Source organism: Globicatella sanguinis (assembly GCF_002847845.2).
GTDB classification, from domain to species: Bacteria; Bacillota; Bacilli; order Lactobacillales; family Aerococcaceae; genus Globicatella; species Globicatella sanguinis.
This window is the reverse complement of the sequence record NZ_CP126962.1, coordinates 2252304-2265846: the sequence shown is the minus strand read 5'-3', so window position 1 is coordinate 2265846 and position 13543 is coordinate 2252304. Positions and strand designations below refer to the sequence as shown.

Annotated in this window: 9 protein-coding genes; 1 reads left to right on the top strand and 8 read right to left on the bottom strand. The window is 29.4% G+C overall.

The annotated features are described in order from the left end of the window. Positions 1–149: 149 nt before the first annotated feature. From CYJ72_RS10030 to CYJ72_RS09995, 8 genes are all read right to left on the bottom strand, one after another. Positions 150–3152 (bottom strand): glycoside hydrolase family 2 TIM barrel-domain containing protein, encoded by a 3003-nt coding sequence (locus CYJ72_RS10030; protein WP_284629741.1) that lies wholly within the window; start codon positions 3150–3152, stop codon positions 150–152. Beyond that, positions 3139–5730 carry a sensor histidine kinase gene (locus CYJ72_RS10025; RefSeq protein ID WP_284629740.1) on the bottom strand — a complete coding sequence of 864 codons (2592 nt, stop codon included), beginning with the start codon at positions 5728–5730 and terminating at the stop codon, positions 3139–3141. Before CYJ72_RS10025 ends, CYJ72_RS10030 begins: the two co-directional genes overlap by 14 nt. Further along, positions 5717–6508: a response regulator transcription factor gene (locus CYJ72_RS10020; RefSeq protein WP_284629739.1), complete on the bottom strand. Its 792-nt coding sequence runs from the start codon at positions 6506–6508 to the stop codon at positions 5717–5719. The genes CYJ72_RS10025 and CYJ72_RS10020 overlap by 14 nt, the downstream gene beginning before the upstream one ends. Before the next feature lie 623 nt (positions 6509–7131). Next, complete coding sequence (locus tag CYJ72_RS10015) at positions 7132–8586, bottom strand: sialidase family protein (protein WP_284629738.1); 1455 nt, start codon at positions 8584–8586, stop codon at positions 7132–7134. Further along, complete coding sequence (locus CYJ72_RS10010; protein WP_284629737.1) at positions 8583–9215, bottom strand: YesL family protein; 633 nt, start codon at positions 9213–9215, stop codon at positions 8583–8585. The genes CYJ72_RS10015 and CYJ72_RS10010 overlap by 4 nt, the downstream gene beginning before the upstream one ends. A 63-nt stretch (positions 9216–9278) precedes the next feature. Beyond that, a complete protein-coding gene (locus tag CYJ72_RS10005) occupies positions 9279–10961 on the bottom strand; it encodes a type 2 periplasmic-binding domain-containing protein (RefSeq protein ID WP_284629736.1) in 1683 nt (560 codons plus the stop codon). A gap of 18 nt (positions 10962–10979) precedes the next feature. Next, on the bottom strand, positions 10980–11855 hold the full coding sequence (locus CYJ72_RS10000) for a carbohydrate ABC transporter permease (RefSeq protein ID WP_066124601.1): 876 nt from the start codon (positions 11853–11855) through the stop codon (positions 10980–10982). 15 nt (positions 11856–11870) lie between these two features. Then, positions 11871–12815 (bottom strand): ABC transporter permease, encoded by a 945-nt coding sequence (locus CYJ72_RS09995; RefSeq protein WP_284629735.1) that lies wholly within the window; start codon positions 12813–12815, stop codon positions 11871–11873. Between the two features lie 298 nt (positions 12816–13113). Between CYJ72_RS09995 and CYJ72_RS09990 the strand changes: the two genes are divergently transcribed. After that, on the top strand, positions 13114–13530 hold the full coding sequence (locus tag CYJ72_RS09990) for an ROK family protein (protein ID WP_284629734.1): 417 nt from the start codon (positions 13114–13116) through the stop codon (positions 13528–13530). The last annotated feature ends 13 nt before the right edge of the window (positions 13531–13543 follow it).

Here is a 13543-nt window from a genome sequence, read left to right as displayed (position 1 = left end):
TTTTTGTATATTTTTGGTCGAATTTGACCAACATGAATTAGCTGCCGTAAACTACATTTCAATTATGCCATATACAATCATTTTTTAAAAATCAAACATATTATTTGTTTTTCACATATCCAACCAGATACTATTTATATATTTCGTATTTATGAAAATTTAAAGTTAAGTTCAAACGTAAAACGATCCTCGTTTAAACGATATTTTTCAATTAATTCGGGACCACATGAATTACTTCCTAATCCACTTTGGGCATAATCAAGGTGTAAATAATTTTTGTCCTCAACCTTTAATAAATCTCGATGCATTATTTCTGTAAGTTGCTGTACAGAATACTGTGAATAATTAAATGATATAAGATTTTTTGAAGATACTTTAATTCTTTCTCGATTTAGACCACTAAATACCTCAACACTTTTTACTCGATGTGCACCATTTTCTTGCGGTGTAACATAAGGTTCATATAAATCTGATATTTTCCCCTTGAAAGATGCATAATAACTTAAATTATTTTTATCTTGATAATTTTCATAAGGTCCATAACCAAGATATTCATATTGATCAATTGATTTTATTACTGGGATTACCATACCAAATCTCGGTAAATATGGGAATAAAGGATTTTTTTCAATATTTACATTTAATGATAAAACAAAATCAGAAGTTATTATCCATTCAACATCTAATTTTAAAAAGTTCTGTCTTGAAACGGAGTTCATTGTTCCTGAAAAAGTAATGCTAATACCCTTTTCTTTTTTCTCTAATTTATATTCAACCATTCTTACTTGGGTATCATGATAATTAGCTGCTTGCCAATCCAATTTAATCTTCCGATCATTATCAGTTGGTGCTCTCCACACCGACCAGTAACTTTCTGAAGCTAGTAATTCATTGTTGTTAACAATAACCTCACTAATCAATCCATTCTTCTTACTAATTTTTACCATTTTATCTTCTTGTGAAAGGATAAATGACGAAATAGTTTCTTCAATTTTGATGTTTTGGTTAGTGATGACTTTCACTGGTTCAATGTCACTTTCAATTTCTGAAAGAAATACTTGATCAAATCCGACTTTTTTTCTATCCTCAACTCTTAAATAAGAGAATACAATACTCTGTACATCATCATATAAATTAACAAACTCTTTATAATTAAAATTAACGAATTGTTTGGGTTTCATTGATGGTAAAGGTATTTCATTATCTACAATTTTATTCCCTTTTTTATCGTAAATTGAGATATTCATAAAATATAGCTCACTGGCATCAACAAAAAATAGTTGATTTTCAAAAGTCACCTGTGCTTTACTTAAACTATGGTCAATAATTCTTATTGGACGATAAATTTGCTGATATTCAATTACTGCTGTATGTGGACGTCGATCTGGATATACAAGACCATCCATACAAAAATTACCAAAATGTGGATATTCATTAAAATCTCCACCATACCTATATATCGCTTCTTCTTCTGGTGATTGACGATTAATATTAACCGCATGATCTGCCCATTCCCAAACAAAAGCTCCAATAAAGGCCTTTTTATCCTTGAAATACTCATAATAATCATTCAAATCGCCTGGGCCATTCCCCATTGCATGACAATATTCGCAAAGCATAAATGGACGGTCAATCGGATTATCTTTGTTAAAATATAATTGATCCATTTCTTCTAATGATGCGTACATCCGTGAGTAAACATCTACATAAGACAAATCATTTTTTCGATTCCGATCGCGATGCCAGTATCCTTCAAAATGAAGGGGTCTATCCGAATCTATTTCCCTTGCTCTTTTTGCTGCTTTTTCAAAATTTAATCCATAACTAGATTCATTTCCACCTGACCACATGAAGATCGAACAGAAATTGATAAAGGGAATCATACTAGCTTCCATGCGACGAACAAAAATATTCGTATAGGTAGGATCATTTACAAGCATTGGGTAATTATCATACCCACCTAGACCAACAAGCTCAACAACCCCATGACATTCCATGTCTGCTTCACTCATCACAAGAAAACCCATTTTATCACACAATTCGTAGAACTCAGGAGACTTTGGATAATGAGCTGTACGGATTGCATTAAAATTGTATAATTTCATCAGAGATAAGTCATTTTTTTGATTTTCAATTGAAACTACCGGCCCTGTTTCTGGATGGGTATCATGGTGATTTACTCCTTGAAGAACTATTGGAGTACCATTCAATAATAATTCTACTCCATCAATTCTAACTTCTCTAATCCCAACCATTTGAACGATAACTTCTTTATCTGTTTTTAATACTAATTTATATAAAAAAGGCGTTTCCGGTGTCCATAATTTTGGATTTGAAAGTTCAATATTAAAGTTTTCAGAAAAGTTATCTTCTGCAATAATTTTATTCTTCTCATCCAATAATTGATAAATACCAGAACTAAAAGTTTCAGTCGTTTGAATTTCAACATCAATATTGGCTTTTTGATATTGATTGCTTAGATGCGTTTTAACTATAAAACTATTGATTCTATTCTTATCACGAGTCAATAAATAAACGTCTCTAAAAATACCGTTAAATCTAAATTTATCTTGATCCTCAAAGTAAGTACTAGTACTCCATTTTAAAACAAGGACAGAAATATCATTTTTTCCGTCATTCAACAGATTAGTAATATCAAATTCTGTATTACTATGAGAGATAGTACTATATCCAACAAATTCATCATTAACCCAAACATAAAAAGCATTATCAACACCTTCAAAATTTAGATGATAATCTTTTGTATCATCAGTAGTAACAAAGAATTCTTTCTGATATATAGTTCCTGGTAAATCATACGGTACGTAAGGGGGGTTATAAGGAATTGGATATTCAACATTTGTGTATTGTATTTGGTCATACCCTTCTAATTGCCAAACACTCGGTACGTTAGTTGTGCTAGTAATACGGTCATGATATTTTTGAAGCCAAAGAGGAATTTCTAGTGTTCTTACGTTTTCAATATACTGAAAATTCCAGGTGCCACAAAGATCAGTATAAAAACTAGATTTCCGTCTATTAAGATTATCCATAAATGAATCATGTCTACTAAAAGGGATGAAATAATTACGATCATTCAATTGATTAATCTCAGTTATTTCATGATTTTCAAAATAATTAGGGATTAACATTATATACTCCTTTGTTATTAATTTTAATAGTAACAACTGTTCCTTGGCCTTTGTTACTTTTAATATCTAAATGGTAATTGTCTTGGTAATAAAGGCTCAAACGGTCATTAACATTATAAATACCCGAACGATTATACTCTGAATTTTTTAATCCTTCTTGTAATTTTTTTAACTTTTCTTTTTCAATTCCATCTGCGTTATCTTTAATTTCAATCAATAAATACTGTGCTGATTCAATTATTATTATTTCGATGTTTATAAAATGGTTTGAGTTCTTTACGCCATGATGAATACTATTTTCAATAATTGGCTGCAATAACATTTTTAGTATAGGCAATTGAGTGTTATTAACTTTTACATTCCATTTTACTTCAAAATTATCAAATCTGACTTTCATTATTTCTATATAATGTTTTGAAAAGTTTATTTCTTCTTCCAACGTAATAATGTAATTCGAACGATTGGTAATAAATTGGAAAAATCTAGATAGCGAGACAATCATATTGACTGCTTTTTCATTTTCACCCGATTCAACTAAATAGATTAAATTTTCAAGTGTATTATATAAAAAATGAGGATTGACTTGATTTTGAATTGCAAGTAATTGAATTTCTTTTTTTTCAAATTGCGTTTCAATTACTTTTTTCTCTACTTCCAATTTTGCGTCAGACAGTTCATTTATTTCCTGTATTCTTTCCATGAACTTGTTTTTTAGAATTTCAACTTCATCAATTTGAATATTACTAATCAGTTTTAAATTGTAGTTTGGAAACTTTGCTTGTTCTTTGATAATTTTTTCAAATGGTATCATTAGTCGATTAGAAATGAGATAAGACACAACTAGTAATAATAAAATCATTATGATATATAAATATGAATTTCTCCAAAATAGATTTGATAGGTTCTTTTTAAATATTTCATCTGAATAATCCACTTCATAATGAATATTACTCTCTGTTAATTTTGAGTAATATGTTTTACTTTCGCTTTCATTTTCGTTTGTAATGTACCATTTTTCTCTACCAAAAAGTAGAGATTCCTTAATAATATTATCAACCAAAGATACTTTATTAAAAAACTGTTGGTCAACCGACAATACCATATATTCTAAATGTTCATCTCGGTATTTTGATAGTTTAAGCGGTAGCATTAGTGAAAACAACCGCTTATTATCATAATTAATGGTTCCGATTAAATATCTTGAACGCTCCTTTTCCTGTAGAAAATTATCGATTGTTATTTCAATTTTGTTCTGATCGCGTGTGGACATTAATAATTTCCCACTATTATCGATGATACTAATCATCACTCCTTCAAGTTCATCAAACTTGTTAACATCATCTTGAATTTGTAAATAATTCTCATTCCTTCTATAATTATTAGAATACTGGTTTGCTACTAAAACAGATAAAGTCTTCTTTAAACGTATAATTTCATCATTAATTAGTTTACTTCTTTCTTCTATTCTTTCTATTTCACTTTGCTTTTCAACTTCTAAAATGTAGTAACTAGCTTGATAATAAAAAGTAAGTGAAATCAATAGTGAAGGAACCAAAGTTGCAATGATTAAAAAAGCAAAAATTCTTTCTCTTAAACTATATTTATTATTGATATATAATTTGTTTAAATCTTTTCCATTGGTGATATATGCCTTTATCCATTCAACTAATGCGTCTAGTGGTTCCAGAAAACGAAATGATATTTTAAGGACTATCATATAAGTAATACTAAAAACTAAGATAATAATTAAGAAAATAAATATTTTCTGTTTTAAACTAAATAAAGCTAATAGATCTTGATGTTTATAAGATAAAAATACATTATATGGAAATACCTGGTGAGTAACAATTAACTCAGGATTTGTATTGTCATAATTCGTTCCGGTAAAAACTTCTTTGTTATCAACTTTAATATTTACTCTTTCACTGTTCAAAAGTGTTTCTTCTAAGTTTTTTGGGTTTAACGTAATGATTAACAATCCGATAAATTGATTATTTTGATCAAACATATTTGTAGCGAGAAGTAGTTTATTCTGTAGTCCTGCATAATTATCTATTTTAAAGTTAAAATTTTGTACTCCTCTAAAATTCAATTCATTAATAAATTGTTCTGGAGTCATTAAATGGGATATTTCTCTTTGATTAGGTAAATTTGAATATCTAAATTTTTCGGAAAAAGAATTCCCTCTAGCTGAAAATTGTCCAACATCAGAAAATATGATAACGTCGTCAATTATTGTATTTTTAGATTGAACTAATAACAAATTTTCAAGAATCCTTTTGCTTGCCAAATAATCCTGAATTCCAGAGTTGTTCTTTTCTGATAAAGAATTTATCGATTCATGGATGCTTGAGCTTGATGATGTGGTTTTAAGTAATGTCATGGCTCTATCCAATTTTCTCTGTATATGCGATGAATTATTTTGTAAATATGCTAATCCTACATTATGTTGCTGTTGTTTGTAATATTCATTGAAATTTTGTAGGAATGAATAAATTGTTACTCCTGAAATCAACAAACACAAAAGAACTGATAATAATGTCAAATAACTTTTTAAATTTTTATTAAATATATTCATCACTATTCCCACTTTTTTTAAATTCTAATGGACTCATTCCCGTAATTGATTTAAAGACCTTATTAAAATAAGATGGACTTGAAAACCCTACTTTTAATGCTATTATTTTTAAACTATCATTTGAATACTTAAGAAGTTCTTTGGATTTTTCAATTCTAACTTCATTCACGTAATTAGCAAAGCCAACTCCTGTCTCTTGGCTAAAAAGACTGCTAAAATACGATTCACTAATATACAGTTCAGAACAAATATGCTTTAAAGAAATTGGTTTAGTGTAATGTTCATTAACATAATTTTTAGCGAAATAAATGTATTGATTTAAATCTTTGGATTGTGTATTCTCTGTATTTTTTGTGCCAATAGTTTTATCTTCTAGATCTTTATTTTCTATTAATGGATCCGTTTTTTGTAGGTGTGAATAAATTTTAGTCATAAGTTGTATAAATTCTTTTTTTAATATTGGTTTTAGCAAATAGCCTTTTACATTATATTCTATAGCTTTCTGGGCATAGTTAAATTCATTATATGCACTCACTAGTATAGTAGTGATATTTGGAAAACGAAGATGAATTTCCTTAGCTAATTCCAATCCATCCATATCAGGCATTTTTATATCTGTAAAAATTAAATGTGGATGATATTTTTCAATCAACTTGATGGCTTCAATGCCATTTTCTGCTTCACCAACAATTTCTACTTGAAATTCCTCCCATGGAAAATGAGAAACTAGTCTTTGTCTAATATTTTTTTCGTCCTCTACTATAATACACTTATACACAATGAACACCTCTAATATTATTTATTATAAGTTAATGTATTCTGAAGAATTCAACCTTAAAATAATTATATTTGTTAAGTTTTTTTGTAATAATTTTTAGTCAAGTACATAATATAATGTAAACTCAAATAGCTATGCTTAACTTGTGTCTATATTTTATATATATTAACAATTATTTATAGTATTCATACACATTTTTCAAATTAAATCGCAATTAATCTTAGCTAAAAATTCTAATCACACTTGGTTATTTAAATATAAAAACGGACATAAACTTTCAAAAAACAATGACTGTCACTGCTATTTATAGGTTGAAAAATTGTTCAATCATTCGAACTTATTGTTTAAGCAAAATATTTCAAAGTTTAAAAATATAATTTTTACAAATCTATTTTAATTACTTAGTAATCATTAATTGACTTTAATGATCAAAAAATGAAAAGGCTTAAATATATAATATTATCATAATCCATAACTCTATTCATTTCAATTTCTAGTATATCTGTCGTCTTAATCGTTACCTAAAGTTTCAATAAAACTTCATTAACAAAAAAGTTTATTATACTCTTCATATTTGAACTTAAATCAAACTATTTTTATAATAATAAATTCGTCTTGAATTATTAATTTTTAGTCTGTTCATCCAGTAATATTTCTAATTCACTCCAATTAAATTTATTAAATAACAAACAATATTCATTATATTCTTGGCTTGAGTGTTCATAAAGCACACCAAATGTTTTATCATTTAACATCTGTATTGAATTATATGCAAATTTACCTTCTTGTATTAAAATTTTATTTAACCATTTTAGATTTCCTTCTTCTGTTACTTCTAAAATATGAACGTGCCCATTATTTCTCTCCGGACCAGTGGCATTAGTAAGTAAAACATATTCTTTTCCATCCTGAATGGTATGAATAGCAGATAATTGTACATAAACATCTACAATTTCTTTAATAGAGCTTATCTCTTCATGCCATGTTTCACCACCATCAAAACTTGTAGCCACTTGAACATTTCCGGTCAAATTTCTCATAAACAATTTTACTTGTCCATTATTTAATTGCACAGCTACCGCTTCCGTATTCTGTAATAGTCTATTATCAAAGGTTTTAGAATCGATGGTAGTTGATAACTCTGGGACATATCGATTATCATTTACTGAAAGTCCACTATTCCAAGTTTTACCATGATCATCAGAATAGATAACTCGACTAGTTTGACTACCATCTAGCGTTGTTAAAGAATTGGTTGAATACATTGGAATGATTAATCTACCTTTTTTTTCACCTGCATGTAGTGCTATTCCATTTCCTGGTCCGACACCGTAGAAAACCATCCAAGGTAATTTTATTTGTGGCGTAATATCTTCAGGGCAAGACCAAGTTTTACCATCATCATCACTATAAGAAAGCCAAACGTACATATTTTTTGCAATTCTTAAAGGATTCATAGGATCTCTAAAATATACATTACCTATTAATTCCTCCGATTTATAGAGATTACCTAAGTTATTATAAGGTGCTTGTTTTGATTCTGTTATAACACGGTAAGCTGTTACGTTCCCCTCATTATCATAAATGATTCCATTCTCTCGAATGGTCCCAAAAACTTTTGACTCTTCATTATTTTCATAAACAATTAGATAATCTTTTCCGTTAATCTCTTGATAGGCCTTTTCAAAGTTATCTTCAAAAATACCAAAGCAACCACGTTGTTCTGTAAACATATCAAATATTGAAAAGATTCTTTGTGTTTTAGGATCTTGTACCAAACACATATCAATATTAAAAGCCGAACCATAATCTGGATGTATACTGTTAGGATTTGTGGGTAAATCACATATTTTAATAATTTCACTCCAGGTTTCCCCTTCATCCTCACTTCTTTTAATCACCATATCTATGTTTCCCCAATCAAAATGATGATCATACCTCTGATCTGCACCTGCTATTACCGTGCCAGACATTGTTGTTAACAAAGCTGGAATACGATAACAGTATACATCCTCAGTTTTATTTTTTTGACCATGTTTACCACTCTCAAAAATTATTTTTGGTTTATTTTTAATCATTTATTTATCCACCTCTTATTTTGTACTTGTGTAACGACATTTATTGCATGAAATATTATTTTAGAAATCAAAAATAAAAAAAGAGAAACTTGAATAAAAGGAAAATATAATGGAAACCTAACGACTGTCCAACTTGAAATTAAAATAATAAGTATCAATAATAAAGTATGAATTGGACAAGTAATCATGAACACTAAACTATGTTTTAAAATCATTTTAAAAGAAAAATCAAAATGAATATAAACGATTAATATATATAAATTTAAAATTATAAAACAGATAAATATTCCATAAGTCAACCAAATATACGGACCTTTTATGACATTGTCAAGATTATCAAGCGTTTGAATATATAAAAATCCTAAATAAATACAACCTAATAAAAATAAACCATAAAGATTATTTTTTATAAAGTTCTGTTTATAATATTTCCAATAATTAAAAAATGAAATTGATGAATCTTTTTTTAAATGACGATTTCTTAAAATATTTGTTACTGCAATTGTTGAAGGAATGAAACCAAATATTCCAAGTCCTAAAACAAAACCCAGTATCCAATAAAGATTTAAAACTATTAAGTCATAGATATTATTTATTCCTTCTATCAATTTACTATTGATTTCCCTCATTAGTTTCACTCCTTAAAAAACTGGGGAGCGCAATAAATTACACTCCCACTAAAACTCTTTATTCTATTCCGCTAGCAAATCACTCACTAATGGGGCTTTTTCTAGTTCATCTAGAATTTCTTGTCCACCGCTTGATAACCAAGTTTCAACATATGCATCCCATTCGCTTTCTAAGTCAATCGCACCGGAAATAACATTCATTCTGAATTCATTTTCAATAGTTTGCAGATTTGCATTATAAATGGCTTCAAGATCTGACAGGCCAGTTTCATCAAATAAATCCCATTTGTATGGTCTAATAAAATATTTTTCAATATTTTCAGGTTTACCAAAGAACATATCATTTAATTCTAATGTTTTCTCAGCAGTTAACCAATAATATCGTAGGCCTGGATATGAGCGATGGTTATATGCCCAGAATCCCATTTCTTTTTCTTCTAATGGATACTCATCTCTAACAACAAGTGTAGATTTACCTTCTTCCCCTACATAATCTGAATGCTCCCCTGGAATACCATAGGTTGTCCAAACTCCTTCAGGGTTAAATGTCATGAAGTCGTAAATTTGTAAGTATCGAGCCAATTGCTCATCAGTTACATTTTTACTAATTTGCATTGTATCTTGTAATGCTGTAACAGGAGTAAATGCCTGTTGACCAGATTGTCCCTCATCACCTGTTTCAGGTAAAAGTGCTAAAAGTTTTGCGTTTGGATCAGCATCAAGAATATTTTGTGGAGCTCTTCCTTTTGTCCAAGCTTCTTGCGCTAAATAAGTTTTCTGTGCAATCACATATCCAACTTTACCAGTTTGATATTTTTCCCATGTGGTTTTCTCCGGTAACGTTGTCCATTCAGGATCAATTAATCCTTTTTTATACCAATCTACCATACGACTTAAAAACTGTTTATATGGCTCTGAAATCATTGCATCTTGAACTTTGCCATCTACTTCTAAGTTATAGCTAGCAGCAACACCGTAAGAACCTAATAATGTCGTTGCCCAGTTCATGCTGTCATTTGCTGGTAAAATACCATAAGTATCGTCTTGCCCATTACCATCTGGATCTTGGGTAACGAAAGCAGTTAATATTTCTTCTAACTCATCTAATGTATATGAATGGTGTGAAAAATAGATTCTCTCGAAACCATCTTCATCTCCAATAGGCTGGATGTCTTCTGGTATATCTAATCCCAATTTTTCCATCCAATCTAACCTTAATGTTGGAGCCCATAACAATGATTGAGCATGTGATTGTAATCCAATTAATGCAATATGTTCATTTTCATTATCTGGAGATTGAGTCATTTTCCATCCAATACCATTATTTGTTTCATTTAACATTTTTGCATAATTTGGTGCATACTTTTCTATCATTTCACGTGGAATTGAACGGGTTAACCCCTGATAATACAATTCTTTTGGTGTCATCCCACCGGTTGTGAATGAAAATGTATCTGGCAATTCTCCAGAAGCTATCATGATAGAAACTTCATTTGCATCCCATGTGTTTATTTTAGTATTTTCAATTTGAACATTAAATTGTTCTTCGAGTCTTTTTTGAACCCAATTGTCATCTTGTACTTCTCCCTTAGTAAATGAACCAGAAAGTTTTAAATTAACAACATCTTTAAAATCACCAGGTTCAGGTAACTCTTGAGCACTAATACCTATACCAGGTAATAGTTGGGTACTTAAAATTGAACTAACAACTAAATTGACTGCCGTCTTTCTAAACTTTTTATTCATATTATTTTCCTCCTAAAATTATCCTTTTACAGCACCTAATTGTAAACCTTGAATAAAATATTTTTGTGCGAATGGATACAATAGAACAATCGGTCCTATTGATACTACAACGGTTGCTGCCCGTACATTCGCTAACAATAATTCAGATGCATTTGCACCAGTTGATGCAATTTGTGTGTCCATTCTTGAAGCATCAACGTTCATCAACATTTTTCTCACAACTGTTTGTAGAACATCAAGATTTTGATCTTGAATATAAATTTGAGCCATAAACCACTCATTCCAATGATAAACTGCAGCCCATAATGCTATAGTCACAATAATCGGTTTAGATAATGGTAAAATTATTTTTAATAGAATTTGAAAAGGTGAAGCACCATCCATAATTGCAGATTCCTCAATTGAAGGACTAATACTTAAAAAGAAGTTTCTGACAATTATAACATAGGTTACATTTAATGCATTAGGTAAAACCAATGCCCATACAGAGTTTAATAGGCCTAAGTTTTTAACTAATAAATATGATGGAATCATTCCACCTGATACAAACATTGCGATAACAAAAATTGTCATAAAAAATCCTCTAAAAGGTAAATCTTTCCTTGAAAGTGGATAGGCTGCCAATACAGTGACTGATACAATCATCAATGTTCCGACAATAGTTCTCAATATTGTATTGAAATAAGCTCTACCAATATTTCCAAATCCAAAAATAAATTTATAAGCTTCCAGAGACCATTTTTCAGGCCACATCGAAATTTGTAAAGTTCTCATTTCTGAAGCCGAACTAAATGATAAGACTATTTGATTCCAAACAGGATACAAAATTGTCAAACAGAAAAAGGAAATAAGAATAATTATTATCCAATCAAACAGATTTGTTTTCTTCTTCATTCTTTATACTCCTTTCTATATTACATTTTGGCCAGTCGTTTTTTTAACAATCAAGTTCGAGGTTAAAATTAAAACTAACCCAACTAAATTTTTAACTAACCCTACAGCGGTTGAATAATCGAAACTAAAGTTTTCTAAACCTATTCGATATACATATGTATCAATAATATCTGCAACGGCATAAACGGATGGATTATACAAGTTTAAAACCTGATCAAATCCAGCATTCAATACCTGACCTAATCTTAAAATCAACATAACAAGTATTATAGGCATAATACTTGGTATCGTGACATGCCACATTTTCTGAAGTCTCGATGCTCCATCCAACTCGGCAGCTTCGTAAATCGATAAATCAACTCCGGTAATAGCTGCTAAATAAATGATTGACTCATACCCGATACTTTTCCATATTTCAGATATTATTAATACTGGTATAAATGTATTTTTGTTGGCTAAGAAATGAACTGGATTCATTCCAAACATTTTTAGTACTGCATTAATTAATCCTCTATCAGGAGAAAGAATTTCTATTAACATTGCTGATGCAATTACCCAAGATAAAAAATAAGGTAAGTATGAAATAGTTTGTGCAAGTTTTTTAAATTTTTGAAATCTTATCTCATTCAGTGCCAAAGCAAGAATTATAGGTGCTGGAAATCCTATTAAAAGTTTTAAAAAACTAATATTCAATGTGTTTTTTAGAGCTCGAATAAATAAAGTATCTTTCATCATACGTTTAAAGTGACCAAATTGATTCCAAGGACTATCCCATATACCCAGACCTGGTGAATAACGTTTAAAAGCAATTGATACCCCATACATCGGACCATAACTAAATACCAGCAGAAATATCAACGGAATCATTAACATTACTAAAAATGGCCAATTTTTTTTCAGTTTCTTTTTAAAATTTCCCATTCCCCTTTTTTTATTATTATTTATATGTGTTATTTCCATCACTCATCCACCTCCATATATTGGTTGCGCTACCATTAACTTAAGTGTAAACGATTTATCTAGCTATGTGTTGTAATATTTTTAGGTTTAATAATAATATTTTATGGCTTTTGGTAAAAAATAGACTATTTCTGTATTTAATTACCTAACTCTGAAACTAATTTTCTATTAAAAAATATTGATTTATCAATGTTTTTCAATAGAATACAAGGTAATTTACTTCTTTTTTTTAAAAAAAATAGCATTATTGATAATATAATTTCTAATGATAAAATGAAAACGTAAACAATAAAGGAGGTTGATTATTATTAAGGTACTTTGCATTGATATTGGTGGAACATTTATAAAATATGGAATTTTTTCAATCAATGGAGACACTTATAAACCAATAAAAAAAGTAAAAACAGATGTCTCAAATAATGACAATCATATTTTAAAACAAGTTACCTCGATTTGTAAGAAAGTTATCCAAGAGCATCCGACAATTACTGGAATCGCAATAGCTTCAGCTGGTGTGGTAAATCCTGATTCAGGTGTAATAGAATACGCTGGTTATACAATACCAAAATATCAAGGAACGCAATTCAAGAAGATAATTGAGAACGAAATGAATATTCCTTGCACAATACTTAATGATGTGAATGCCGCTCTACTTGGAGAGTACTGGAAATACCATCAAGATGATAAAAAAAAAATTTGGTTTGTCTTACATTAGGAACAGGGATAGG

What these genes read in the sequence shown, in the direction of transcription:
- CYJ72_RS10010 (WP_284629737.1), bottom strand. Translation starts at nt 9,215, where the DNA reads ATGAGGGAAATCAATAGTAAATTGATAGAAGGAATAAATAATATCTAT.
- CYJ72_RS10030 (WP_284629741.1), bottom strand. Translation starts at nt 3,152, where the DNA reads ATGTTAATCCCTAATTATTTTGAAAATCATGAAATAACTGAGATTAAT.
- CYJ72_RS10015 (WP_284629738.1), bottom strand. Translation starts at nt 8,586, where the DNA reads ATGATTAAAAATAAACCAAAAATAATTTTTGAGAGTGGTAAACATGGT.
- CYJ72_RS10000 (WP_066124601.1), bottom strand. Translation starts at nt 11,855, where the DNA reads ATGAAGAAGAAAACAAATCTGTTTGATTGGATAATAATTATTCTTATT.
- CYJ72_RS10005 (WP_284629736.1), bottom strand. Translation starts at nt 10,961, where the DNA reads ATGAATAAAAAGTTTAGAAAGACGGCAGTCAATTTAGTTGTTAGTTCA.
- CYJ72_RS09995 (WP_284629735.1), bottom strand. Translation starts at nt 12,815, where the DNA reads ATGGAAATAACACATATAAATAATAATAAAAAAAGGGGAATGGGAAAT.
- CYJ72_RS10025 (WP_284629740.1), bottom strand. Translation starts at nt 5,730, where the DNA reads ATGAATATATTTAATAAAAATTTAAAAAGTTATTTGACATTATTATCA.